Origin of the sequence: Candidatus Sulfidibacterium hydrothermale (assembly GCF_020149915.1) — a bacterium.
Classification (GTDB): Bacteria; Bacteroidota; Bacteroidia; order Bacteroidales; family F082; genus Sulfidibacterium; species Sulfidibacterium hydrothermale.
This window is the reverse complement of the sequence record NZ_CP083760.1, coordinates 2,895,900-2,920,609: the sequence shown is the minus strand read 5'-3', so window position 1 is coordinate 2,920,609 and position 24,710 is coordinate 2,895,900. Positions and strand designations below refer to the sequence as shown.

Annotated in this window: 22 protein-coding genes; 16 read left to right on the top strand and 6 right to left on the bottom strand. The window is 42.8% G+C overall.

Annotated elements, in window-relative coordinates:
- The first annotated feature begins 245 nt into the window (after positions 1 to 245).
- Positions 246 to 992, top strand: a complete 747-nt coding sequence (locus LA303_RS11985) for a LytR/AlgR family response regulator transcription factor (RefSeq protein ID WP_240525617.1) — start codon at positions 246 to 248, stop codon at positions 990 to 992.
- Between the two features lie 46 nt (positions 993 to 1,038).
- Here LA303_RS11985 and LA303_RS11980 read toward each other — a convergent pair whose 3' ends face one another.
- The gene (locus LA303_RS11980) at positions 1,039 to 2,175 is read right to left on the bottom strand and encodes an ATP-binding protein (protein WP_240525616.1); all 1,137 of its coding nucleotides are present in this window, start codon (positions 2,173 to 2,175) and stop codon (positions 1,039 to 1,041) included.
- 534 nt (positions 2,176 to 2,709) lie between these two features.
- On the opposite strand from LA303_RS11980, the gene carA reads away from it, so the two are divergent.
- Complete coding sequence (gene carA / locus LA303_RS11975) at positions 2,710 to 3,798, top strand: glutamine-hydrolyzing carbamoyl-phosphate synthase small subunit (RefSeq protein ID WP_240525615.1); 1,089 nt, start codon at positions 2,710 to 2,712, stop codon at positions 3,796 to 3,798.
- A complete protein-coding gene (gene carB / locus LA303_RS11970) occupies positions 3,783 to 7,004 on the top strand; it encodes a carbamoyl-phosphate synthase (glutamine-hydrolyzing) large subunit (protein WP_240525614.1) in 3,222 nt (1,073 codons plus the stop codon). Before carA ends, carB begins: the two co-directional genes overlap by 16 nt.
- Here the strand turns inward: carB and LA303_RS11965 are convergent.
- Positions 7,001 to 7,465 (bottom strand): hypothetical protein, encoded by a 465-nt coding sequence (locus LA303_RS11965; protein ID WP_240525613.1) that lies wholly within the window; start codon positions 7,463 to 7,465, stop codon positions 7,001 to 7,003. The two genes, carB and LA303_RS11965, sit on opposite strands and share 4 nt — an antisense overlap.
- A 226-nt stretch (positions 7,466 to 7,691) precedes the next feature.
- Here LA303_RS11965 and LA303_RS11960 point away from each other — a divergent pair, with 226 nt between their 5' ends.
- The 8 genes from LA303_RS11960 (at position 7,692) to LA303_RS11925 (ending at position 13,524) form a co-directional block, all read left to right on the top strand.
- Positions 7,692 to 8,729 (top strand): Mrp/NBP35 family ATP-binding protein, encoded by a 1,038-nt coding sequence (locus tag LA303_RS11960; RefSeq protein WP_240525612.1) that lies wholly within the window; start codon positions 7,692 to 7,694, stop codon positions 8,727 to 8,729.
- A gap of 41 nt (positions 8,730 to 8,770) precedes the next feature.
- On the top strand, positions 8,771 to 9,019 hold the full coding sequence (locus LA303_RS11955; protein WP_240525611.1) for a NifU family protein: 249 nt from the start codon (positions 8,771 to 8,773) through the stop codon (positions 9,017 to 9,019).
- Between the two features lie 892 nt (positions 9,020 to 9,911).
- Positions 9,912 to 10,088 (top strand): hypothetical protein, encoded by a 177-nt coding sequence (locus tag LA303_RS11950; protein ID WP_240525610.1) that lies wholly within the window; start codon positions 9,912 to 9,914, stop codon positions 10,086 to 10,088.
- A gap of 294 nt (positions 10,089 to 10,382) precedes the next feature.
- The gene (locus LA303_RS11945) at positions 10,383 to 10,808 is read left to right on the top strand and encodes a transposase (protein WP_240524787.1); all 426 of its coding nucleotides are present in this window, start codon (positions 10,383 to 10,385) and stop codon (positions 10,806 to 10,808) included.
- Complete coding sequence (locus LA303_RS11940; protein WP_240525466.1) at positions 10,805 to 11,635, top strand: IS3 family transposase; 831 nt, start codon at positions 10,805 to 10,807, stop codon at positions 11,633 to 11,635. The genes LA303_RS11945 and LA303_RS11940 overlap by 4 nt, the downstream gene beginning before the upstream one ends.
- 280 nt (positions 11,636 to 11,915) lie before the next feature.
- Positions 11,916 to 12,644 (top strand): ABC transporter ATP-binding protein, encoded by a 729-nt coding sequence (locus LA303_RS11935; RefSeq protein ID WP_317196900.1) that lies wholly within the window; start codon positions 11,916 to 11,918, stop codon positions 12,642 to 12,644.
- A gap of 14 nt (positions 12,645 to 12,658) precedes the next feature.
- Positions 12,659 to 13,216, top strand: a complete 558-nt coding sequence (locus LA303_RS11930) for a cob(I)yrinic acid a,c-diamide adenosyltransferase (protein WP_240525609.1) — start codon at positions 12,659 to 12,661, stop codon at positions 13,214 to 13,216.
- Positions 13,217 to 13,302: 86 nt separating this feature from the next.
- A complete protein-coding gene (locus LA303_RS11925; protein WP_240525608.1) occupies positions 13,303 to 13,524 on the top strand; it encodes a DUF2795 domain-containing protein in 222 nt (73 codons plus the stop codon).
- Between the two features lie 77 nt (positions 13,525 to 13,601).
- On the opposite strand, the gene LA303_RS11920 is transcribed toward LA303_RS11925, so the two are convergent.
- Positions 13,602 to 14,150: a hypothetical protein gene (locus tag LA303_RS11920; protein ID WP_240525607.1), complete on the bottom strand. Its 549-nt coding sequence runs from the start codon at positions 14,148 to 14,150 to the stop codon at positions 13,602 to 13,604.
- Between the two features lie 166 nt (positions 14,151 to 14,316).
- Between LA303_RS11920 and LA303_RS11915 the strand changes: the two genes are divergently transcribed.
- Together LA303_RS11915 and LA303_RS11910 are read left to right on the top strand one after the other, a co-directional pair.
- Positions 14,317 to 15,660 (top strand): hydroxymethylglutaryl-CoA reductase, degradative, encoded by a 1,344-nt coding sequence (locus LA303_RS11915; RefSeq protein WP_240525606.1) that lies wholly within the window; start codon positions 14,317 to 14,319, stop codon positions 15,658 to 15,660.
- Positions 15,660 to 16,601: a GYDIA family GHMP kinase gene (locus LA303_RS11910; RefSeq protein ID WP_240525605.1), complete on the top strand. Its 942-nt coding sequence runs from the start codon at positions 15,660 to 15,662 to the stop codon at positions 16,599 to 16,601. Before LA303_RS11915 ends, LA303_RS11910 begins: the two co-directional genes overlap by 1 nt.
- A 25-nt stretch (positions 16,602 to 16,626) precedes the next feature.
- Here the strand turns inward: LA303_RS11910 and LA303_RS11905 are convergent, their stop codons facing one another.
- Together LA303_RS11905 and LA303_RS11900 are read right to left on the bottom strand one after the other, a co-directional pair.
- Positions 16,627 to 17,325 carry a LytR/AlgR family response regulator transcription factor gene (locus LA303_RS11905; RefSeq protein ID WP_240525604.1) on the bottom strand — a complete coding sequence of 233 codons (699 nt, stop codon included), beginning with the start codon at positions 17,323 to 17,325 and terminating at the stop codon, positions 16,627 to 16,629.
- Positions 17,322 to 18,377, bottom strand: coding sequence for a sensor histidine kinase (locus tag LA303_RS11900; protein WP_240525603.1), 1,056 nt, complete (start codon positions 18,375 to 18,377; stop codon positions 17,322 to 17,324). The genes LA303_RS11905 and LA303_RS11900 overlap by 4 nt, the downstream gene beginning before the upstream one ends.
- Before the next feature lie 246 nt (positions 18,378 to 18,623).
- Between LA303_RS11900 and LA303_RS11895 the strand changes: the two genes are divergently transcribed.
- On the top strand, positions 18,624 to 20,660 hold the full coding sequence (locus LA303_RS11895) for a M3 family metallopeptidase (protein ID WP_240525602.1): 2,037 nt from the start codon (positions 18,624 to 18,626) through the stop codon (positions 20,658 to 20,660).
- 1,011 nt (positions 20,661 to 21,671) lie between these two features.
- On the opposite strand, the gene LA303_RS11890 is transcribed toward LA303_RS11895, so the two are convergent.
- The gene (locus LA303_RS11890) at positions 21,672 to 22,460 is read right to left on the bottom strand and encodes a competence protein CoiA (RefSeq protein WP_240525601.1); all 789 of its coding nucleotides are present in this window, start codon (positions 22,458 to 22,460) and stop codon (positions 21,672 to 21,674) included.
- A gap of 536 nt (positions 22,461 to 22,996) precedes the next feature.
- Between LA303_RS11890 and LA303_RS11885 the strand changes: the two genes are divergently transcribed.
- Both LA303_RS11885 and LA303_RS11880 read left to right on the top strand, forming a co-directional pair.
- The gene (locus tag LA303_RS11885) at positions 22,997 to 23,374 is read left to right on the top strand and encodes a BlaI/MecI/CopY family transcriptional regulator (RefSeq protein WP_240525600.1); all 378 of its coding nucleotides are present in this window, start codon (positions 22,997 to 22,999) and stop codon (positions 23,372 to 23,374) included.
- A 10-nt stretch (positions 23,375 to 23,384) separates the two neighbouring features.
- Complete coding sequence (locus tag LA303_RS11880) at positions 23,385 to 24,707, top strand: M56 family metallopeptidase (protein ID WP_240525599.1); 1,323 nt, start codon at positions 23,385 to 23,387, stop codon at positions 24,705 to 24,707.
- The last annotated feature ends 3 nt before the right edge of the window (positions 24,708 to 24,710 follow it).

The following is a 24,710-nucleotide window of genomic DNA, read 5'->3' as shown; positions in this document are numbered from 1 at the left end:
TTTTGAAAAAACATGAAGAAAAAATAACCTGTCATTTTTTACTCTAATTTGAAAAAACATTCCTAAAAACAGATAAACCGTGGAAAGGTAATGAGTTTTCAGCTTTTTATGAATATTATTTTGAGAAACAGAGAAGCGCTTTTTACTGCTTATAAAGCGAATCCATATTGTTTTTAGGGCGGTACATGTCTTGCCTGAAAAAATATTTTTATTTAACTTTGACTGTTATTATTTAAAAAACCAAAATGAATAACCCTATTCCGGTTCTGATTGTAGATGATGAGCAGGATTCCCGCGATGGTTTGGAAATCCTGATCAGGAAACATTTCCCCGAGCTTTCTGTTATTGCAAAAGCCGAAACTGCACAGCAGGCTTTAGAGATTATTGTGGATCAGGTTCCTGAAATTATCTTTTTGGATGTGCAGATGCCGGTACACGATGGTTTCTGGCTGGTGGAAAAATTAAAGATGATCCGTGTCAATGTTTGTGTCATTTTTGTTACAGCATATGACGAGTATGTAATACAGGCCTTGCGTCATGCAGCGTTCGATTTTTTGACCAAACCGGTTGAAACGGATAAATTAAAAGATGCTATTGACCGGTTTCAGCTGGAAAGGAGTGAAATGAACCTGAACAGAAAACTTGACCGGCTGGAAACATACATGACCCGGGGTAAAATACGTTTCAACACGTTGGATGGTTTTATTATGGTTGCCCCCGAAGAAATTGTTTATTGCGAAGCGGATAAAAATTATTCTTATATCCACCTCACCAACGGAAAGTCCCATCTCATCACTGCTCAATTGGGGACGTTAGGTAAAAGGTTAAAAAACCGGGGGGCTTTTATCCGGATCAGCCGGTCAGCATTAATCAATCTGAATTTCTTGGAAAGTTATAGACGAAAGTCAAAAACAGTGGTGTTGTCGGATATTCTTCAGAAATATGAACTGAAAGCCTCCGGTGCCGGAAGCAGAAAGTTGTTGTCGCTTTAAAATATGGGTTACAAATATGTTCGGGATAAACATTCTTTGAGCAAAACTACACAACAAACTCCCAAAAATTGTCGCGGGTGATACACTGAAACCGGCTTCCGTAATTTTCGACCCATGCTTTGGGGGCTTTTTTCCGGGCTTTTTTAAATTTTATTTCATAGCCATACAATTTGCCGTTGTGTTCTTCAACATAATCCAACTCTGCACCGGTATAAGTACGCCAAAAATAAGAAGAGGCATATATCTCGTTGTATGATAAATATTTCATTCTTTCCGAGATAATAAAGTTTTCCCACAAAGCACCTATGTCGTTGCGAAAGCTAAAGGGCGAAAAATTATCAATCAGCATATTCCGGATGCCCAAATCCCAAAAATAAATCTTGTCGCGTTTTGATATCTCTTTCCGAAGATTTCGGCTGAAACCGCTTAACCGGAAAACAATAAACGATTTTTCGAGCAAATGGATATAAGACTGAACCGTTTCCTGGCTCATCCCGAGGCTGTTTCCCAATTCATTTAGGGAAACTTCCGATCCGATTTGAAACGCCAGCATTTTGAGCAGATCTTTTATCTTGGAAGTATTACGGACAGGTGCCAGTTCCAAAATATCTTTGTACAAGTATGCGGAGGCCAGTTCCCGTAAATATTTTTCCTTACGCTGCGCCGTTTCATACCGGAACAGTTCCGGGTACATCCCGAACAACATAAACTCTTCAAGCCGGCTTTGCAGTTCAAAATAATTATGGGTTTTGCTCAATTCCCTGACCGATACAGGATATAAAACCCACGTGGAAGTCCTTCCCGTAAGAGGCTCTTTTACTTTGTCGGCGAGGTCGAAAGAAGAAGAACCTGTAACAAACAGTTTCAGGTTTGGAATGTTGTCATACAAGATTTTAAGATTAATACCGATATCTTTTATGCGTTGTGCTTCATCAATAAACAAAATATCATAATCGCCCGTCAGCAGTTTCAATTTATGCAAATCCCGCGAAGAAAGTACTTCGGCATATCTTAATTCGTCGGCATTTACTTTTAAAATTTTTCCTTCTGTCTTTGAAAGCACATCATTGGCCAGCGTGGTTTTTCCGGTTTGCCTTGCCCCGTACAAAATAATAATCTTATGGCTTTCGGCCAGCTCTTTTTGCAATACCGGCATTAAGCTTCTTTCAATCTTATTTTCCATTGGTTATTATTTATAAGAACAAAAGTAACGCAAATTTTTCAGATATAATCGAAATTTTCACGTGAATTTTTCGATTACACTTTAAAAATTCACGCTAATTTTTTGGATTTTATCCATCATTCGCCCGCATATTTTAACGACAGACAAATCTTACAAAACTATTTCAAAAAGTACATCCGCATTGCAAACACGGATGAGCGAAAGATCACTTTTCAGGTTGATCCAAACCTGAAAAGTGGAAAGGTAAAAGATTTGACCGGGGAAACTTTTTAAACATTTTCTTTTGCCTCTTTCCAAGAGTTGTTTCAATCGGTTTCGGAAGTTATAATTATCCCGAGCATATCCCTTTTTGTTTATTTTTAAACACCTGTTAATCAGATTGCTAACAATCCGTGTTCATAAACCGGAATAAGAGAAAAACAAAATTGTTTTCCTGGCTGAATAATCCGCTTATCTTTGAACCCCGGAACAACAACAAGTCGATAAAGTTCCGGGATTATTTCCCGCCTTTTTTCGGCCTTAAAAAGCTTAGTCATGAAAAGCAACCGCTACCGGCAGGCCACACTGATACTTGAAGACGGCACCACCTTTTCGGGATTTTCTTTCGGATACGAGGCTTCCGTAGCCGGCGAAATTGTCTTCAACACCGCCATGACCGGTTATCCCGAAAGCCTTACTGACCCTTCGTACCGCGGCCAGATTTTGGTACTGACCTATCCTTCCATCGGTAATTACGGCGTTCCCGGAAAAGAAACCGACCGGGACATGTTGCTGCATTTCGAGTCGGAACATGTACACATCTCGGCACTTATTATTTCCGATTACTCAGAGAAACACAGCCACTGGAATGCCACCCAGAGCCTGGGCGACTGGCTCAAAAGCGAAAAAGTGCCGGCCCTGTTCGGTATTGATACCCGGCAGCTTACCAAACACATCCGTGAAAAAGGTTCCATGCCCGCTAAAATCATTTTCGATGAAGACATCCCCTTTTGGGATCCTAACAAAGAAAACCTGGTGGCACAGGTATGCATCCGCGAGAAACGGGTTTACGGCCACGGGAAACACAAAATCTTGCTGGTGGACTGCGGCGTGAAAAACAACATCATTCGTTACCTGTTGCGTTACGACACCCAGATTATTCGTGTGCCGTGGGATTACGATTACAGCCACGAGGAATACGACGGTCTGTTTATTTCCAACGGTCCCGGCGACCCGCAAACCTGTGTTCCTACCATCAATCATCTGAAAACATCCCTTGAAGAAGACAAACCCGTATTTGGCATCTGCCTGGGACATCAGCTGGTAGCGCTGGCTGCCGGAGCACAGACGTACAAACTGAAATTCGGTCACCGCAGTCATAATCAACCGGTTATTCAGGCTGGAACCCGCAGGGCTTACCTGACTTCGCAAAATCACGGTTTTGCCGTAGATGAAAAGACGTTAAACAGCGACTGGAAAATTTATTTTAAAAACCTGAATGATCAGAGTAACGAAGGAATCCGCCACCGGACAAAACCCGTTTTTACCACGCAGTTTCATCCTGAAGCAGCCGGTGGTCCAACCGATACAGCCTTTTTATTTGGAAATTTTGTACAGGAAATCGAAAAATGGAAAAACAGATAAAAAAAGTCCTTGTTCTTGGTTCCGGTGCCCTGAAAATCGGCGAAGCCGGCGAGTTCGATTACAGCGGCAGCCAGGCGTTGAAAGCGCTGAAAGAAGAAGGAATAGAAACCGTCCTGATCAATCCCAACATTGCCACGGTACAAACGTCGGAAGGCATTGCCGACAAGCTTTATTTTCTGCCCGTTACTCCTTGGTTTGTGGAAAAGGTCATCGAAAAAGAAAAACCGCAGGGCATCCTGCTGGCCTTCGGCGGACAAACGGCCCTGAACTGTGGCGTGGAACTGTACCGTTCGGAAGTACTGAAAAAACACGGAGTGGAAGTACTGGGTACGCCGGTGGAATCGATCATTCAAACCGAAGACCGCGAACGTTTTGCCGAAATGCTACATACTGCCGGCATCAAAACCCCGCAATCGGTAGCCGTTACCAACCGGCAGGAAGCCCTTGAAGCGGCACGGAAAATAGGTTTCCCGCTGATTATCCGGGCGGCTTACACGCTGGGCGGCCAGGGCAGCGGATTTTGTTCCGATGAAGAAGAACTTTCCACGCTGTTGTCCAAATCCTTTTCTTATTCAAATCAGGTATTGGTGGAAGAATCGCTTAAAGGCTGGAAAGAAGTGGAATACGAAGTGGTTCGCGACCGGTACGACAACGTGGTTACCGTGTGTAACATGGAAAATTTCGACCCGCTTGGCATCCACACCGGCGAAAGCATTGTGGTGGCCCCATCGCAAACACTTACCAACCGCGAATACCACAAATTACGACAACTTTCCATGGACATTGCCCGGGCTGTAGGCATCATTGGCGAATGCAACGTACAGTTTGCCCTCGACCCTGATTCGGAAGACTACCGGGTTATTGAAGTCAATGCCCGGCTGTCGCGTTCCAGTGCGCTGGCATCCAAAGCTACCGGTTATCCGCTGGCGTTTGTGGCGGCCAAGCTGGGACTGGGATACGGCCTGCACGAACTGAAAAACAGCGTTACCCGGACTACACCGGCTTTTTTTGAACCGGCACTGGATTATCTTGTGGTGAAAATTCCGCGATGGGATTTAAACAAGTTCGTCGGTGTTTCGCACGAAATCGGTTCCGGGATGAAGAGCGTGGGCGAAGTGATGGCCATCGGCCGGAGTTTTGAAGAAGCTTTTCAGAAAGGACTGCGCATGGTGGGCGTAGGCATGCACGGCTTTGCTGCCAACAAAGCACTGAAACCGCGCAATCTTGCGCAGGCATTACAAAAGCCTACCGACATGCGGGTTTTCTACCTTGCCGAAGCACTGCACCGGGGATGGCCAGTGGAAAAAATCCATCAACACACCCGCATTGACAAATGGTTTCTCGAAAAGCTGAAGAACATACTGGATATCGAGCAGGAACTGCTAACTTTTAACCACCTGGAAGATTTACCGGATGCGCTGTTGCGCGAAGCCAAACAAGCCGGATTTTCCGATTTTCAGATTGCCCGCCTGATTTATAACGACCGGGCCATCGGCAGTACCGACGATGAAATTCTGGAAGTGCGAAATCACCGGCAAAAACGGGGAATTGTCCCTTCCGTTAAGCAAATTGATACGCTGGCAGCCGAATACCCGGCACAAACCAATTATCTTTATCTCACGTACCACGGAAGTGAAAACGACATCCGTTACGAAAACGACGGCCGTTCGGTCATCGTGCTGGGCTCGGGGGCGTATCGCATCGGTAGCAGCGTGGAATTTGACTGGTCGTCGGTAAATGCACTGGACACCATCCGTCGCAAAGGCTTTCGTGCTGTGATGATCAACTACAACCCGGAAACGGTAAGCACTGATTACGACCGCTGCGACCGGCTTTATCTCGAAGAACTCACTTTTGAACGGGTGCTGGACATTGCCGGACTGGAAAATCCACACGGGGTAATTGTTTCCACCGGCGGACAAATACCCAACAACCTGGCCATGCGGCTGCACCGACAAAAAATTCCTGTTTTGGGAACCGCCCCCGAAAACATTGACCGCGCCGAAAATCGTTATAAATTTTCGGAAATGCTGGACAAGATTGGGGTACACCAGCCCGAATGGCGCGAGCTGACCAGCCTCGAAGATATTTACAGCTTTACGGAAGAAGTAGGCTTTCCGGTGCTGATTCGGCCTTCGTATGTGCTTTCGGGCGCTGCCATGAATGTGGTTTCCAATAAAAACGAGCTGAAACATTTCCTCCGGCTGGCCACCGAAGTTTCCAAACAGTATCCGGTGGTGGTTTCCAAATTCCTTACCGAAGCCAAAGAGATTGAAATGGACGCCGTGGCCCGCGACGGCGACGTGGTTGTGTATGCCATTTCGGAACATGTGGAATTTGCCGGCGTTCACTCGGGCGATGCCACCATCATGTTTCCCCCGCAAAAAGTTTACGTGGAAACCGTTCGCCGCATTAAACGCATCAGCCGGCAGATTGCCCGCGAGCTGCACATCAGCGGTCCGTTTAACATCCAGTTCCTGGCCAAAGACAACGATATCAAGGTCATTGAATGTAACCTGCGGGCTTCGCGCAGCTTTCCGTTTGTTTCCAAAGTGTTAAACACCAATTTTATCGATTATGCCGTCCGGATTATGCTGGGGGAAAATCCCGAAAAACCTGGAAAATCGCTTTTCGACATTGACCACATCGGCGTCAAGGCACCACAGTTTTCCTTTTCGCGCCTGAGCAAAGCCGACCCGGTGCTCGGTGTGGACATGGTTTCCACAGGCGAAGTGGGCTGTATCGGCGACGATTATTACGAAGCCATCCTGAAAGCCCTTTTGTCGGTAGGATACCGCATTCCCGAAAAGGGTATTCTGATCTCTTCGGGACCGTTGCGTTCGAAAACCGAGCTCATCAACAGCGCCCGTATGCTGCAGGAAAAAGGATATCAGCTGTATGCCACCAAAGGCACACACGACTTTTATACCAAAAACGGCATTGAAACCATTCGTGTTTTCTGGCCCGACGAAAAACAGCAGCCCAATGCCTACGACCTGATCAAAAACAAGGTGGTAGATTTGGTGATTAATGTTCCGAAAAACCTCACTTCAAGAGAGTTGAGCAACGATTACACCATCCGGCGTGCCGCGGTGGATTTCAACATTCCGCTCATCACCAATGCCCGGCTGGCCAGTGCTTTTGTGTATGCCATCAGTCGCTATAAACTGGAAGATTTGCCGATAAAAAGCCGCGACGAATATTAATCTGTTTTGTGGATCTTAGCTTCTGCTTTCTTTCTTTTCAAATAGCCCCATACAGCGGTGGCCGGAATGACAAAAACAGCAGTAGGGATAGTGGACTGAAGCGGTTTGGGTGTCCCTTTCAGGTTGTGCAGCCCAAAAGTTAAAACCAGGGATAAAAGCGAAGGAACCACACAGGCCAGGATTAGCGCAATGGCTTTTTTTCTGATTTCAACCGCTATCCGTTCACTCAGTCGCATGATAAACCCGCCGAAGAAAAAAGTGTAAGTACCTTGTTTCAGGGCGGCAGTGGTGGCTCCGCTATAATCCTGCGTGCCGCGGAAGTTAATGTAAAACACAATGGAAGCCATTACCACGGCACCATATATTCCCATGCGGTAATCAATGTATTTTCGTCCGAAAGCAATGGCTCTTTTCAGGCCTGTTTTCGGTGTCGAATTTTCCGGTGGGTTTTCAAAAGGCATTTATAAACCGTTTAACGATGACTGAATTAACCTATGCAAAAGCCAATGATACAAAAAAACAGGGAATGAAAAGAATAAAAACCGGTAAATTCTGTGATAGGGGATGAAAATCTTTCGGAAAACAAATTGGTACAACAATAAAATTAAAAAAAGACCATTCGAAAAAATTTCCTACTTTTGTAGCATCAAATTTTATTATCATTATTCAATCTAAATAAAAATAAAAATGGCTATTACAAAACAACAGGTCGTTGATGCACTTAAACAGGTCATCTTTTTTGCCAAAAAAGACAATATTGTTGACCTGAACATGATACAGGATATTTCCATCAAAGGAAAAGAAATTAAAGTAACCATTGTTTTTGAAAAGCTGGATGATCCCGCCGTGGGAATTATTTACAATTCGGTGGTAAAAACGCTGAAAAACGAATTGGGCGATGACATCACGGTGGATGTAAAACCGGTGGGTGACGAATCCGGTCCGCTTTCCGGCGTAAAAAATATTATTGCTGTTATCTCCGGTAAAGGCGGTGTGGGAAAATCCACGGTGGCGGCTAACCTGGCCGTGTCATTGGCTAAAGATGGCAGCAAAGTGGGAATTTTGGATGCCGATGTGCTGGGGCCGTCTGTGCCTATTATGTTTGGCGTGGAAGGCGGACAACCCAAAGTGATTGAACGCAAAGGAAAACCGGTTTTACTGCCACTCGAAAATTACGGCATTAAAATTCTCTCCATCGGCTTTTTTGTAAAACCCGAACAGGCGCTCATGTGGCGTGGTTCCATGGCCAACAATGCTTTTAATCAGCTGATGACCGATTGCGACTGGGGCGAACTGGATTATCTCGTTATTGACATGCCTCCCGGAACCGGCGATATTCAATTGACTTTGGCACAGAATTATAACATTACAGGAGCTGTTCTGGTTACCACACCTCAAAAAGTGGCTGCTGCCGATGTGCGCCGGGCGGCTATGATGTATCGCCAGGAAAAACTTACCATTCCGTTGCTCGGAATAATTGAAAATATGTCCTACTTTACTCCCGAAGATGCACCGGACAAAAAATATTACATTTTTGGACAGGGAGCCAGTGATCAGCTGGCCAATGAGTTGGGAATTAAGGTGCTGGGACGTATCCCCATTGAACCTAAAGTAACCGAAACCGGCGACAAAGGAATGCCGCTTTCTCTTATTGACGGTTCTCCTGTAAGCGAAGCCTTCAAGGAAATTGTGACCAAGCTGAAAGCCGAAATCGCTAAATTGTAAAAAATTCTGTACCCCAATAACACACCAAACAGCGATCTACTATGGAAGACGACAGAAAAAAACTCAACCAAAAGGTTCAAAATGTAATTGAACAGGTGCGCCCTTACCTGCAGGCCGATGGCGGCGACATTAATTTTATTGAAATTACGGACGACAATGTGGTAAACGTAGAGCTTACCGGAGCCTGTGGCGCTTGTCCTTTCAGCACCATGACGCTGAAAAACGGCGTGGAAGCCACGCTCAAAAAAGTTATTCCCGAAATCAAAGAGGTGGTTGCCATTAATTTGTAACCATTTTTGTCTGGTTTTAAAAGAAAAAGCCTTTTTCCTGTGCAAACAAGGAAGAGGCTTTTTTGTTTTAATGGAATAGGATTAGGGTGGCAACCGCGCCATCCGCTATAGTCCCGGTGCAAAAAGCCGTGTGACACTACGGCAGCTCACGAGCTTCGCTTGTCGCTGTCAGCTGCACGGTTTCACATCGGCTTTTGTCACCGGGCGCTGCCGCTTCTGTCGCTGCCACAGAGCAAAATTCCAATCACTTGAAGTACTAAAGTTAGAAATCCCAAAAAACAAAAAAGCAAACGCCAAAAATCAACTTTTTTGTCATGCTGAGCAGCGCGAAGCATCTCTTTTAACAACTGTGATTATTTTTGAGATTCTTCACTACGCTTTACTTCGTTCAGGATGATAGGGTAGATATATATAAAATACTGAAGATCAATTGTTAATCCTTCCTGATGACCAGTGACCAATGACCAGGTTTGAAATCCCAAAAAACAAAAAAACAAATCGCAAAAAGCACCAAATGCTAAACTCTTTCATCGTTTGAGCATCCTCGGACGATAAATTTCCCGGTTTCATCCGCGTTAAACACAGATGATGTGTGATGTGTTGGAGTCCCATAGGGACGACTTGTTACTATTGACGCTGAATTTATTCAGAGACCGGTATTCAACCCCTTCGGGGTTATGATTTTCTGATGGGTTTATTTCCCTGCACTTCGTACAGGGTTATTCTGGTTTAATCCCTTCGGGATTAGTTATAAACACAAGATATAATCACTTTAAGTACTTCAAGTACTAAAGTTAGAAATCCCAAAAAACAAAAAATCAAACGCCAAAAATTAACTTTTTTTGTCATGCTGAGCAGCGCGAAGCATCTCTTTTAACAACTGTAATTATTTTTGAAATCCTTCACTACGCATCACTTCGTGACTTTGGAGAACGAAGTGATGCCTTCGGCAGAATCCTACGGACAGGATGACAGTGAAAATACAGGTAAAATATTAAAAATCAGCAATTCACCATTCGCACTCGCCATTCATCGTTCATCATTCATCCTTCCCAATGACCAGATTTGAAACCCAAAAAAACAAATCGCAAAAAATCCCCAAACCCTAAACGCGAAACGCAGAACCCCAAACAACTGATAACAACTAATAACCAATAATTTTTCCCCTTCATTGGTTCATCGCTATACATTTATCGTTCATCATTTCCCAATGCCTAAAGTTTAAAATACAACATCCTCCCATCCTCCATCTTTACATCCTCCCATCTCCACATCCTCCATCCCCACATCCTTCCATCCTGTCAATGCCTGAAATAGGTTGACCACTTTTAACATAAGAATTCACTTTAAAAAACAGTTAAAAATGGCAACAAGAAGACAATTTAAAATGACCACCGCCGAGCGAAGGCGTCGTCATTTCAGCGACAGTTTCAAGATTCAAAAAGTCAGGGAAATAGAAACAGGCAAAACAAAAGTTTCCGAAATTAGCAAACAATATGAAGTAACCACTACTAACGTTTATCGGTGGTTAAACAAATTCGGAACTATGAAAGACAAGAAAGAGAAACTTATTATTGAAACAGATAGTGACACAAGGCAGCTATTGGAACTCAAAAAGAAAGTAGCAGAACTTGAACGGATAATCGGCCAAAAGCAAATCCTGATTGATTTCAAAGATAAGATGATAGAACTGGCAGAAGAGACCTATGGCGTAGATATAAAAAAAAAGTTTTCTACCCGACCCTCGAATATTTCTGGCACCACAGAGAACAATACCGATACAGCATGAACCGTCTGTATAAGAGCATAGGGATTAGTAAACAGGCTTTTCATAAGATGCTGGATAAAAAGCTGAGAATACGCTCAGAGCAAAAGCAATTACTGGTTATGATTTATCAAATACGAGAGGATCATCCTACAATGGGAATACGGGATATGTATTATAAGTTACGTCCCCAGACCATGGGCAGAGACCGGTTTGAAGCCTTTTGCAAATCAGAAGGGTTAACGGTAGCAAAGGTAAAAAACTGGCGAAGAACCACCGATAGCACAGGCGTTGTCCGGTTTGATAATTTATTAAAAAGCATGACTTTAACCGGAATTAATCAGGCATGGCAAAGTGATATTACCTACTATGAAATAAACAGCAGATTCTATTACATCACTTTTATTGAAGATTCCTATTCCAGACGGATTTTAGGTCATTCTGTTTCAAAAAGGCTGACTACAGAACAGACTACATTACCGGCTTTACAGAAGGCTATTAAACTTCGGATGAAGGAAAACACAATGACAACCGGTATTGTATTTCACTCAGACGGAGGGGGTCAATATTACGACAAGGCTTTTTTAAAGCTGACTCAAAAAGAAGGCTTTAAAAACAGCATGTGCGAATACCCGTGGGAGAACGGGAAAGTAGAAAGACTAAACGGGGTTATAAAAAACAATTACCTGAACCATCGTCAGATAAACAGTTTTGAAGAACTTCAAAAAGAGGTTGACCGAACCGTGTTACTTTACAACCAGGAAAAGCCTCATATAGAGTTACAACGAAAAAGCCCCAATGAATTTGAAAAAAGTTATCTTTGTAATGGACAACAATCCTTCAGTCTCTAAGATCACTCATGAATGAACAACGTAAATAATGAAAATAAGTAAGTAAAAACGGTCAACCATATTCAGGCATCTACATCCTCCATCGAAAATCCCCCATCTCCCATCCTCACATCTCCACATTCTCCCATCTCCACATCCTCCATCGAAAATCCCCCATCTCCCATCCAAACATCCTCCATCTCCCATCCAAAACCCGTGCTTGAACATTTTTCGGTCAAAAATCTTTTTCCCGTTTATTTGGCACATTCTTGTTACCTTTGTTACGATAAAATCAAAAATTATGGCCTCTGAAATCATCCGGCTCGAAAAAATTTCACGACATTATCGTGTGGGTTCCGAAGTAGTAAAAGCATTACAGGAAATTAGCCTTTCCATTAAGAAAAATGAATTTGTTGCCATGATGGGCCCGTCCGGCTCCGGAAAATCGACATTGATGAATGTTCTTGGATGCCTGGATACTCCTACGGGCGGACACTATTTTCTGAATGGGATGGACGTAAGTAAAATGACGGACAATGAGCTGGCAGATGTGCGGAACCGGGAGATTGGTTTTATTTTTCAAACGTTCAATCTTTTGCCGCGCTCTACCGCTTTGGAAAATGTGATGCTTCCGCTGATTTATGCTGGTGTGAGCAAACAGGAACGGATAAAACGGGCTACCGAAGCACTGGAAAGCGTTCAGTTGGCCGACCGGATGAACCATAAACCCAACGAATTGTCGGGCGGACAGCGACAAAGAGTGGCTGTGGCCCGTGCCTTGGTAAATAAACCGTCACTGATTCTTGCCGATGAACCGACCGGAAACCTGGATTCGAAAACATCGGTTGAAATTATTGGACTGCTGGAAGAGATTCACCGGAAAGGAAATACCATTGTACTGGTGACCCACGAAGAAGATATAGCCGAGCATGCTCACCGGATTATCCGGCTGCGTGACGGGAGAATTGAAGAAGATAAACCCAACGAAAGAATCCTTTCTTACAGCGAAAACGCTGCAGTATCGTCTTGAAAAAACAGGAAGTAATGAGTAAATGGAAAATATATACCAAAACCGGAGATAAAGGAAAAACCGCGCTAATTGGCGGTACCCGCGTACCTAAATATGACATTCGTATCGAAGCATACGGCACGGTAGATGAACTGAATGCTTATGTCGGTTTGCTTCGTGACCAGGATATTGATGACCATAGCAAAGCCGTTTTGCTGGAAATTCAGGACCGGTTGTTTACCATGGAAAGTGCACTGGCTGCTGACGGACGTCCTTTAAAAAATCCATTACCGGTGCTTGATGCGGAGGATGTGGCATTATTGGAAAAAGAGATGGATGTAATGAATGAGTCTTTGCCTGAGTTAACCGCTTTTATTTTGCCGGGGGGACATCCGGTGGTTTCTTATTGCCATATTGCACGGACGGTTTGCCGGCGGGCTGAACGGCTAACCATCAAAATGAATGAACAATATCCGGTTGATCCGGTCAATATCCGGTATTTGAATCGATTATCAGACTACCTGTTTGTGTTGGCCCGCAAATTTTCAAAAGATCTTGGAGCTACTGAATCCCTTTGGAAACCACGGGTTTGAGAAATTTTTTCAAAATTTCTGATTTTTCGTTGCCCGTATTAAAAAAAAATTACTTTTGCAAAAATTTTAACCTTAAAATTTAAGCGATGTACTGGACTTTGGAATTAGCTTCAAAACTGGAAGATGCACCCTGGCCGGCCACCAAGGACGAATTAATTGAATGGTGTCTGCGTACCGGGGTAACCTCGGAAGTAATTGAAAATCTGAGGGAACTGGAAGATGAGGAAGAAGTGTACGAAAAAATTGAAGACATCTGGCCGGAATATCCTACCAAAGAAGATTTCTTCTTTAACGAAGATGAGTACTGATACATGAACCAAGACATTATTAAAAAGCCGCTTCAAAGCGGCTTTTTTTATTGGTAGACAATTTGGATTTGTTGCTTTTATTGTTCGTCCTCGTTTTTCCTGATGGCGACATAAGAAATTCTGGAAATGCGTTTGGTAAACGGATTAAAGTCAACCCGGAAATACCGGTCTTTTTCATTGCCGGGAACAAAGATAATGCATTGTGTTCGTGCTATTTTGTCCATAGAATAGGTCACTCCCTTTAATTGGGCTACCGGATCGCCCAAATGAAAAGAAAGCGAATGCACTTTCACGGTAATTTGGGGGCTTTCTACTTCTAAAGCTGTTAATATGGCCGGTTCAGGATAGTTCACATAAAAAGTAAAGCTGAGGCTGTCATCATCAAAATTAATCCAATATTGATCCGGATTATTGGCTTTTTCAAAAGGAAATTTTTTCCCAAACAGCTGATTTACCCGGGCCGGTTTCCCCTGGGTCTGGATGATTTGTTTGAGTGAGATTCCATTGAATGAAATCTGATAAAATTCAGCAGCGGAAAGAACATTTTTATTTTGTCCGGTTTGGTTTGTTTGGCCAAATGCCTGAATAGCAAACAGCGACAAGAGAATCAACAAAAACCGTTTCATGGTTACAATGATTAAACCTTTTGTCGCAAGATAGGAAAAAAAGAGAAAGCAAAACCCGTTTGGCTGTCCGGTTCTTCTCATTTATTTTCAAAATAAAAATAATCTAATCCTTAACAATTTTCGTTTATTTTTGTCTCGTTAAAACACTTGAGAAGCTTAGCGGAATATGTCGGGAAGACGAAAAAGAGATTTGATTATCAAGGGGTTCTCTAAATTGCTAAAAGAGGACAAGCTACGTATTGTGGCTGAGCTGATGGATAATCAGGTGGAGACCATCGAGCTGCTGAAAAGTTTTTGGTATGCCGATACCGAAAAACAGAAGATTTTTGATGAATTTAGCGAGAACACCATAACCAACTTTTACATTCCTTATGGTGTGGCGCCTAACGTGATGGTGAATGGACACACCTATTTGGTGCCGATGGTGATCGAAGAAAGCTCGGTAGTGGCCGCGGCTTCCTCGGCAGCCCGTTTCTGGTCAGAGCGGGGCGGGTTCAGAGCCAAAGTAATCGATACGGTAAAAATTGGTCAGGTTCACTTCCTGTGGGAAGGTGAAAAAGAAAAACTGGAACGTGTTTTTGATGAGCTGAAACAACAAATGCGCGAAAATGCCAGGAGCATTACGGCCAATATGGAAAAAAGGGGAGGCGGAATCCTTGATTTTGAACTCATCGACATGCGCGATAAACTGGAAAATTATTACCAGATCAAGGTGAGCTTTGAAACCAAAGATTCCATGGGCGCTAACTTTATTAATTCCTGCCTGGAAGAATCGGCCAAAACCCTGAAAGAATTTGTACGGACTCATCCGGCTTTTCACGGAAAAGAGCGGGAGCTGACCATCATTATGGCTATTCTTTCCAATTATACGCCCGACTGTCTGGTAAGAGTCTGGGTAGAGTGCCCTTTTAAAGATCTTGAAGGAATAGATCCCTCACTTACCGGTGAACAGTTCGCCCGGAAATTTGCCACGGCCGTGAAAATTGCCGAGATCGATACTTTCAGGGCGACTACCCATAACAAAGGAATTTTTAACGGCATTGATGCTGTTGCCATTGCCACCGGAAATGATTTTCGGGCAATTGAAGCTGCCGGGCATACTTATGCTTCACGTACCGGGCGTTATCAAAGCCTGTCGCATGTAGAGATCAAAAACGGAAAATTTAAATACTGGATTGAGTTGCCGCTGGCTGTAGGTACAGTAGGAGGCCTCACCGCTTTGCACCCGTTGGCCAAACATTCTCTTGAGATGCTGGGAAAACCTTCGGCCAAAGAGCTGATGATGATCACCGCCGCTATGGGGATGGCCAATAATTTTGCAGCTGTCCGTTCGCTGGTCACCAAAGGAATCCAGCACGGACACATGAAAATGCATCTGATGAATATTCTGAACCATTTTAAGGCCACCGATGACGAAAAGAAAAAAGCCACGGCTTATTTTTCCGATAAAAAGGTTTCTTTTGCCAGTGTGGGCGAATTCATTAAAAACCTGCGACATCCGACAAAATAATGCAACAGCAAACCTGGTATGCACATGGTAAATTACTGATTACCGGAGAATATCTGGTGATGGAAGGTGCCCGTGCGCTGGCAGTTCCTGTTCGTCGCGGGCAGTTTTTGAAAGTAAAAAAAGTAAGTCATTCGACTACGCCTTTTCTGAAATGGACTGCTTTGCAGCCGGAAGGATTGTGGTTTCAGGCCCGGTTTGCACTGCCTTCGCTTCGTATTCTTGATACAACCGATACGGCGAAAGCGCAAAAGCTGATGGAGATTTTTTCTGTGATCCGGCGTTTTAACCCTGCTTTTTTGAATGGTGAAACGAGTTTTGAAGCGGAGACCCGTTTGGAATTTCATCCGGAATTTGGTTTTGGTTCCAGTTCTACGCTGATTGCCAATCTGGCGGCCTGGGCCGGGGTGGATGCTTTTCAGCTGCAATGGAAAGCATTGGGCGGGTCGGGATATGACGTGGCCTGTGCTACGGCGGAAGGTCCGGTTTTTTACCAGATTGTGGAAAATAAACCGGTGGTTTTGCCTGTGGCGTGGGATCCGCCGTTTAAAGAAAAACTCTATTTCGTTTATCTGGGCCGGAAACAACGCAGCGACGAAAGCATTAAAACTTTTAAAAAGCAGGCGGTCTTTACCCCGAAAACCATCGAAACCATTTCTTCGCTTACGCAGCAGATCATCACGGTCAACCGGTTAGAAACTTTTGAAACCCTTTTGCAAGAGCACGAAACCATCCTCTCGAAAGTGTTGGGAATAAAACCGGTTCAAGAACGTTTGTTTAGCGATTATCAGGGAGTTGTAAAATCGTTGGGAGCCTGGGGCGGAGATTTTGTATTGGTTACTTCACATCAACCGGAAAAGGTTTTCAGAGAAGAGATGCATTCCCGCGGATTTTCTGTTGTTTTTTCATGGAATGAACTCATCCTCGCGGATAAATCAGATTAACAGGTGGGTTTTGGCAGAGACCTTTTTAGTTTGAATGAAGAACTTCCATCAGCTTTGCTTTATACAGGTTGCCTACCGGAAGATATTTTCCTGCAATGACCACCCGGTTTTTCTCCACCATATCAATTTTAGGAATTGAAACAATGTAAGAACGGTGAATGCGGATAAATTGTCCGGAGGGTAATTGTTCTGCCATTTTTTGCATCGACAGCAGGGTCAGCACCATCTTTTTGTCTTCCAAAATGATTTTTACATAATCTTTCATTCCTTCGATATACAAAATGCGGTTGTACATCACTTTCACCATTTTGGTGCCGTCTTTTACAAACATAAAATCACGCGGCGTACTTTTTTCGGCCGGGACCTGTTTTTGATAAAGCTCGCCGGCCTTGTTTACAGCCTTCATAAAGCGTTGAAAGGCAAACGGCTTTACAAGGTAATCCACAGCATCCAGTTCAAAACCGGTAACTGCATAGTCGCTGTAAGCCGTGGTGAAAATAACCATTGGCCGGTAGTTCAGCGATTCGTACAACTGAATTCCGCTCATGTCGGGCATCTGGATATCCAGAAAAATCAGGTCGATTTTTTTCTTCTGTAATATTTCAAGTGCCTCAAAACCGTTTTTGCACGAAGCTTCCCGTTGCAAAAACGGAACTTTCCGGATAAATTCTTCCAGAATATCCCGTGCCAGCGGTTCATCATCGACTACAATACAGGTCATCATGCTTCTAAGTTCAGGTGTAAATGTACGATAAAATTCCCGTTGGATTCTTTGATCTCCAAATGATAACGGCCGCTATAAAGCAAATCAAGCCGTTTTCGTACGTTGGCAAGGCCAATTCCGGAAACGGTATCTTTATTTTGGGCTTTCGAGATACGGTTCATCATGTCAAACGAAAGCCGGTTTTCTTTTACCTGCAGTTTAATCTGGATGTTGCCTCCGTTGGTGTCCACGCCGTGTTTAAATGCATTTTCGATGAACGGAATAAAAAGCATGGGGGCAATCTTTTTGCCCGATAGGTTGCCCTCTGCCTGAAAATGAATTTGCACTTCCGGCGGTAAGCGCAGTTTTTGAAGCTGAATATAGTTTTCCAGATAAGCGGTTTCTTTTTCCAGGTCAACCTGTTCTTTATCCGATTCGTACAACATGTGTCGCATCAGTTCCGAAAGTTGTAAAATGGCATCCGGTGTTTTATCGGATTTTTTGATGGCCAGGGCATAAATCCCGTTAAGGCTGTTGAACAAAAAGTGCGGATTGACCTGCGATTTAAGAAAAGAGAGCTCGGAAAGAAGCTGTTGTTTCTCCAGCTCTTTTCGCTCTTTTTCCTGATGATACCACGCTTCGGTTTCCCGGGTAATGGTGCTTACAAAAAAACTCATGAGAACCATCACCACGGCTCCGGCATTTCCTGCCCGGCGGTGACGCTCGTGCCTTTTTTCAGCCCAAGGCAATGGTTTTGTCCCTGTCGTATTTATGGTTTCAACGGCAAATTTTGTCCGTGTTTTCTGCATTACAAAATCGTTAACGTAATAGGTAAAAATCAGCGCAAACAGAATGGCCAGTGAGAACAACCATTGTTTTTTGTGTAGTAACAGCCGGGGAACCAGGATAAAATAGTTTAGATAGAAAAAAAACAACACCAAAATGAAATGCAGGTTTCTTTTAACCATAAAAACCGGTCCGGAGGGCGCTTCAAATAACAGATCAGGCAGAAAATAGATAATGATCCAAACCAAAACATGTAAAGTGGGGATCAGATATTTTCGAAGATTCATGGTTTTCTTTTCAGCGAAAATAAAAAGATAAATTTTCCCCGGTACGATTATTCGACCGGTTTTGAAAAATAATCGACCGATCCCATTTCTTTGCCGCTCAAAGTGCTGGTGAATCATGGCCTTTTCCTATCTTTGCCCCTTAATTTATCACACTAAAGCCGTTTTATGAAAAAATTATCATTCCTGATGCTGCTCGCTGTTTTTTTGGTCAGTGCCTGTCAGCAGCCCGTAAAAAAGAAAACAACTATGAGAAAAAATCCTTTGCTTGGAAAATTTGATACTCCGTTTGGGGTTCCGCCGTTTCAGAAAATAAAAGCTGAAGATTACAAAGAAGCTTTTCAGAAAGGGATTGAACAACAAAATGCCGAGATTGAAAAGATCGTATCAGATACGGCGACACCCACTTTTGCCAATACGATTGAAGCGTTGGAAGAAAGCGGAAAACTGTTGCACCGTACACAAACCATATTTGAGAATATTCTCTCGGCCAATACCAATGATACGCTGCAAAAGCTGGCCAAAGAAGAAGCGCCGGTTCTTTCGGCACATGATGATAACATCCTGATGAACCAAAAGTTATTTGATCGTATCGATCAGGTTTATCAGAAAAGAAATCAACTAAAACTCAATGACGAGCAGAATATGCTGCTCGAAAAAACCTATCGCCGGTTTGTCCGGGGCGGAGCAAAACTTTCGGCTTCCGACAAAGAAAAACTGAAAAAGATTAATGGAGAACTAAGTGTACTTTCTCTGCAATTTGGCGACAATGTTTTGGCTGATAATAATGCCTTTGAATTATACCTTACGGATAAAAAAGACCTTGCCGGACTTCCTAAAACCGTGATTGATGCCGCTGCCGAAACCGCCAAGGCACACGGAAAAACAACGGGCTGGCTGTTTACACTTAACAAACCCAGTTTGATCCCGTTCTTGCAATATTCTTCCCGTCGTGACCTGCGCGAAAAAATGTTTAAAGGCTACATCATGCGGGGCGATAACAACAACAAAAATGATAATAAAGCCATTGTGAAAAAGATGGTGAACCTGCGTCTCGAAAAAGCAAAACTGTTGGGATATCCCGATTATTCATCGTATGTTTTGGAAGAGAGCATGGCCAAAACGCCGAAAAATGTTTTCCGTTTGCTGGATGAGATTACGCCTCCTGCCATGAATATGGCCCGCAAAGAAGCCGTTAACCTGCAAAAGCTGGCTGATGCCGAAGGCAATCATTTTAAAATACAACCCTGGGACTGGTGGTATTATACCGAAAAGCTCCGCAAACAAAAATATAATCTTGACGATGCCGAACTGCGTCCCTATTTTGAATTGGGCAACGTGCGTAAAGGTTTGTTTGACGTTCTCCACAAACTTTATGGAATTCAGTTTGTTCCGAATGCAAAAATTCCGGTGTATCAAAAAGATGTTCAGGCTTATGAAGTACGCGAAGCCAATGGCAAACTGATTGGAATTTTATACATGGACTTTTTCCCGCGGTCGAATAAACAGGGCGGTGCCTGGATGACAGCTTACCGGAAACAGCATTTTGAAAATGGTAAAAATGTGATTCCGGTTATTTCTGTCAATTATAATTTTACCCGGCCTACCGGCGATACGCCGGCGTTGCTGAGCCTGGACGAGGTAGAAACCATGTTCCACGAAATGGGACATGCTATGCACGGTCTTTTTAGCCAGTGTCATTACGAAAGTCTTTCCGGAACAGCGGTTCCGCGCGACTTTGTGGAAATGCCTTCGCAAATCATGGAAAACTGGGCTACTGAGCCGGCCGTACTGAAAAGCTATGCTAAAAATTACAAAACCGGGAAACCCATTCCTGATGCGCTGATCAAAAAAATGGAAGCCGCCAGCCGGTTTAATTTGGGCTTTACCCTGACGGAATATTTGGCAGCCTCTTATCTCGACATGGATTGGCACACCATTACCAAACCGTTTACCGGTAATGTGAATACTTTTGAAAAACAGGCCATGAACCGGATTCATCTGATTCCGGAAATTGTACCCCGCTATCGTAGTACTTACTTTAACCATATTTTCTCCGGGGGCTACGCTTCAGGATATTATAGCTATGTTTGGGCTGAGGTGCTTGATGCCGATGCTTATCAGGCTTTTAAGGAAAAGGGATTGTTTGACCATGCCACCGCTACCCGTTTCCGCAAAGATATTCTCTCAAAAGGCGGTACCGAAGATCCGATGAAACTCTTTAAAGATTTCCGTGGCCGGGCTCCCAAACCGGATGCTTACATGAAAAAGAAAGGATTGAAATAATTTCAATATCACCGAGAAAAAAGCCTTCGCAACCGTTGCGAAGGCTTTTTTTATTCCGAAAACTAAACGGCACTAAATTGGCGTAAGCATTCGCTTGCACCTAAAAAACCCTAAAAATGGCGGAGTATCTGCTAGTGCCTTAGCTTTTTATTTGCTTATGCTTTTATAACTTGGGCGGGCTTACACACAAAGCCATCACGGGTTGTCCGCTCATAGTCCTCGTGCCCGGCCAGTGTCGGCTAAGCGTTTGCGGGGGCTTCGCCTGTCGCCCCGCCTCCGCAAGCCTTCCATCTGCCCGGGCCCTGCGGGCTATCCGCTTCCACCCCTGCCGCAAACAAAAGATACAAAAGGAATAACTAAAACTGGCGTAAGCATCCGCTTGCGCCTTAATACAAAAACACCGCTCATCCGCGTTCAAAACGCGGATGGATTTCTAGAAAATACAACATTTGAATGTTGTTGAAAACACTAAGCTTATTAATTTAGCTACTGATCGTTTCATGATATTGCCTTTTATAAAAGGCATGTGTAATAAATAATTGCATTGTTGAAAAGGCATAATGCATTTTCTTTCATTACAATCAAAATATTCAGGCATACCTCTCATCCGCGTTCAAAATGCGGATGGATTTTCAATAAAAATCAACAGGATTGCTGTACCGGTTTTTAAGCATTACAAATGCTGTAATAAATACGTCCGTGTTACAAACACGGACGAGTTGAGGTAAGCGGTAAAAAACGAAGGTGAAAATTACTTCTGCTTTTTACAGGGAAATACTTTTTTGATAATAAGCAGGGTAACGTATAGGAATAACCAAAATATTCCTGCCATCAATGCTAAGGGAATTAAGCTACTTAAAAAATGCATAATTATGAATTTTAGGTTGTTAAACAATAATTTATGTCGTTGATGAATTGTTTAATTTTGTTTTACGTGTTACTACTTTATGATAATGGCGTTGTAATGAGAAAGATATGATCGTTATTAATTGTTGTTATGGTATTTTTTTCCTAAAAACGCCACTTTCTTACAAGTCGTCCTTTTTTAGGGTCGTAATAATGTGTACTTTCTCTTCTCTTTTTAATTTTGTTCTGTACTAAAGGTTTTGCATTTTGTTTTTGTTGTTTTTTAAACCAGTTGCCATTAATGACATTATTTATGAATGATTCACGTGTAAAAATTGCTAGGGTAACTTTTCTTTTATTTTGTTTCGGGAATAAACAATAAAGCTTATTTCTTAAATCATTAGGGTCGTCCATTAATTCCATTCCTAAAAAATCAAAAATAACGGGAACCAAACTTTCAAGCCAAGCAGATGGAAAACATTTTTCTGGAAAATTAACTTGAAAATATCCTTTTTTATTTGTTTTACGAAGATTATTTTTCAATCCTTTGACAAAGCGAGGATAATCTCTTTTTAACCGGGTTCCGTCAACAATCCAAACCATATTTTTATAAAAATTTTCACGAGAAATACGTTCCTGTGAATCAATGTGTGAATGTTGGAATTCAATTACTAAACCATGTTTGGTACGAACATCGGCTATGTGTTTTTCTCCTGTTTTTTCATCAGGTAGTAGAATTTCTTGCCATTCGTTTGGAAAATTATTTTTCCATGTACGGTGCCATTCTGTCTCGTTTTCCCACCATGGGTCACATTCGCTACTTTTTTTATGGGCCCAATGATTTATTTTGATTTTACCACATTTGGCAATTAATTCTGAGCCACAAACTGGACAAATTCCTTTAGCTCCTTTGGTCGCTTCTTTTTTCTTATTATTAACAAGAGCAAATTTCATAGTCAAAGATTAATTTTAAAAATTGTGTTTTCTGATAGCATACTTCATATTCTTAATTCAGAAATCTTTTGAAATAGCTTCAGATTATGCTGCTCAATAAATATTCCGGTGACATCAGTCATCTTTTGGCAAAAGTATTTTGTGTTTTTGGAATAGAACCTGACATTGAATGTCCAGTGGATATACCTCTCATCCGCGTTTTGAACGCGGATGGATTTCCAATAAAAATCAACAGGATTGCTGTACCGGTCTTAAGCATTACAAATGCGGTAATAAATACGTCCGTATTTATGCCGTAAGGTATCCGCCTTCTGGCGGACAACACGGACGAGTTGAGTTTTCTTTTTTCTCTCTCCAACAAAATAACCTAATTTATTTTCAAACTGCAAACATACGTCCGCTTGTGCCTTAACTTTGTCCGTTTTGGCTTCGGTAAAAAAACAACTAAATTTTTAGTTAAAAAATTTGTTTTATTGCAAAAGGTTTACTTTCTTTGCAATAATTAACTAAACTTTTAGTTATAAATAAAACGGAAAATGAAAACACTGACCAAAGCCGAAGAGCAGATCATGCAGAAACTATGGGATTTGAAAAGAGCCCATGTCAAAGATATCATTGCTGAGTTACCCCGCCCCAAGCCGGCCTATAACACGGTTTCCACCATTATTCGCATTTTGGAAAAAAAAGGTTTTGTGGGGCACCGGACGGAGGGTAAAACCTATGAATATTACCCGCTGATTACAAAAAAAGCCTATCGGAAAGCTTTTTTCAGCCATTTTTTCAAGAATTATTTTAGTAATTCTTATCGTTCTTTTACCTCCTTTTTTGCGAAGGACCAAGATCTGAGTCTTGAAGAGCTGGAAGAGATGCAGAGAATTATTCAGGAAGAAATCGAAAAGAAAAACAACCTTTAATTTGAAAATCATGAACCCGTTGATGCTTTATTTTGTTAAGTCGCTGCTCAGTCTGGGAATTTTTTACGGTGCGTGGTTCCTTTTCTTCAGAAAACAAACCGATTTCCGGTTTAACCGGTATTATTTGCTCCTTGCCACATTGCTGTCGGTCTTTATTCCATTGATTCAGTTGCCGGCACTGTTTCCTGCCGGTTTTCAAAATCCTTTGGGGCAACTCTTAACGGTGCAGCTCGGCGAAATACAGGTAGGCGACCTGGGAAGTGCTGTTGCTGCCGGCTCGGCATGGTCGCTGGTAACTATACTGTGGGATGTTTATCTTTTGGGTGTGTTTATTATGGCACTTCGTTTTTTGTTTAGTTTATTTCGCCTTTACCGGCTGGTCCGGAAATCAGAAACCAAAACAGAAGCGGGGATAAAATTTGTTTTTGTCACCGAAGAGCTTCCGGTATTTTCTTTTTTCCATTTGATTTTTATCCGTAAAGCGATATTTGAAAATCCCCGGGCGGCCGCCATTATCTGCCACGAAAAGATTCATATCCGGCAAAAACATTCTCTCGATTTAATATGGCTCGAAATACTCGGTATCTTTCAGTGGTTCAATCCCTTTGTGTATCTGATCAAAAAAGCGGTGAAAGAAAACCATGAGTTTATTGCCGATAGGGACCTAACGGTTTCCGAAAGTAGCGAAAACAGCTATCTGCATTTGCTTTTCAGCGAAGCCGGCGGTTTTGAGTTCAGTCCCATTACCCATAATTTTAGTTATTTACTTTTAAAAAAACGGATGATCATGATGAAAAATCAAAAATCCCCCCAAAAGATGCCGGTGAAATTATTATTTACGGCATGCGCTATTGCCTTAACGCTGTTTGCCTGCAGCAATGCTGACCAGCCGGTACCGGATAATTCGCCGCAGGTGGCTGTGGTTACCCAGGACAAAAAGATTGTTATTCGGGATCAGACTCCTGCTGAGCAAAACGCAATTGCCGCTCAGGCAGATACCGGCCAGGTTTTTCAAGTTGTTGAAAAAATGCCTCAATTCCCCGGTGGCTTAAAAGCCCTTATGCAATACTTGGCGGATAACATCACTTATCCGGCAGAAGCTAAAAAAGCCGGGGTAGAGGGAAGAGTTTTCGTAAATTTTATTGTAGAAAAAGATGGTTCCATTTCCCATTTTAAGATTCTGAGAAGTATAGGGACCGGTGCTGCCAGAGAAGCCATCAACCACGAAGTGCTAAAAGCTTTGATGGGTATGCCTCACTGGATTCCCGGTTATCAGCATGGAAAACCGGTTCGCGTTAGTTTTAATCTTCCTGTAAAATTTTCTCTTCAATAAGCT

Bases quoted from the DNA above. Each gene is read 5' to 3' on its own strand.
- LA303_RS11895 (WP_240525602.1), top strand. From the start codon at position 18,624: ATGAGAAAAAATCCTTTGCTTGGAAAATTTGATACTCCGTTTGGGGTT.
- LA303_RS11985 (WP_240525617.1), top strand. From the start codon at position 246: ATGAATAACCCTATTCCGGTTCTGATTGTAGATGATGAGCAGGATTCC.
- LA303_RS11905 (WP_240525604.1), bottom strand. From the start codon at position 17,325: ATGATGACCTGTATTGTAGTCGATGATGAACCGCTGGCACGGGATATT.
- LA303_RS11885 (WP_240525600.1), top strand. From the start codon at position 22,997: ATGAAAACACTGACCAAAGCCGAAGAGCAGATCATGCAGAAACTATGG.
- LA303_RS11965 (WP_240525613.1), bottom strand. From the start codon at position 7,465: ATGCCTTTTGAAAACCCACCGGAAAATTCGACACCGAAAACAGGCCTG.
- LA303_RS11915 (WP_240525606.1), top strand. From the start codon at position 14,317: ATGTCGGGAAGACGAAAAAGAGATTTGATTATCAAGGGGTTCTCTAAA.
- LA303_RS11955 (WP_240525611.1), top strand. From the start codon at position 8,771: ATGGAAGACGACAGAAAAAAACTCAACCAAAAGGTTCAAAATGTAATT.
- LA303_RS11980 (WP_240525616.1), bottom strand. From the start codon at position 2,175: ATGGAAAATAAGATTGAAAGAAGCTTAATGCCGGTATTGCAAAAAGAG.
- carB (WP_240525614.1), top strand. From the start codon at position 3,783: ATGGAAAAACAGATAAAAAAAGTCCTTGTTCTTGGTTCCGGTGCCCTG.
- LA303_RS11940 (WP_240525466.1), top strand. From the start codon at position 10,805: ATGAACCGTCTGTATAAGAGCATAGGGATTAGTAAACAGGCTTTTCAT.
- LA303_RS11880 (WP_240525599.1), top strand. From the start codon at position 23,385: ATGAACCCGTTGATGCTTTATTTTGTTAAGTCGCTGCTCAGTCTGGGA.
- LA303_RS11945 (WP_240524787.1), top strand. From the start codon at position 10,383: ATGGCAACAAGAAGACAATTTAAAATGACCACCGCCGAGCGAAGGCGT.
- LA303_RS11890 (WP_240525601.1), bottom strand. From the start codon at position 22,460: ATGAAATTTGCTCTTGTTAATAATAAGAAAAAAGAAGCGACCAAAGGA.
- LA303_RS11920 (WP_240525607.1), bottom strand. From the start codon at position 14,150: ATGAAACGGTTTTTGTTGATTCTCTTGTCGCTGTTTGCTATTCAGGCA.
- carA (WP_240525615.1), top strand. From the start codon at position 2,710: ATGAAAAGCAACCGCTACCGGCAGGCCACACTGATACTTGAAGACGGC.
- LA303_RS11935 (WP_317196900.1), top strand. From the start codon at position 11,916: ATGGCCTCTGAAATCATCCGGCTCGAAAAAATTTCACGACATTATCGT.
- LA303_RS11910 (WP_240525605.1), top strand. From the start codon at position 15,660: ATGCAACAGCAAACCTGGTATGCACATGGTAAATTACTGATTACCGGA.
- LA303_RS11930 (WP_240525609.1), top strand. From the start codon at position 12,659: ATGAGTAAATGGAAAATATATACCAAAACCGGAGATAAAGGAAAAACC.
- LA303_RS11925 (WP_240525608.1), top strand. From the start codon at position 13,303: ATGTACTGGACTTTGGAATTAGCTTCAAAACTGGAAGATGCACCCTGG.
- LA303_RS11900 (WP_240525603.1), bottom strand. From the start codon at position 18,377: ATGAATCTTCGAAAATATCTGATCCCCACTTTACATGTTTTGGTTTGG.
- LA303_RS11960 (WP_240525612.1), top strand. From the start codon at position 7,692: ATGGCTATTACAAAACAACAGGTCGTTGATGCACTTAAACAGGTCATC.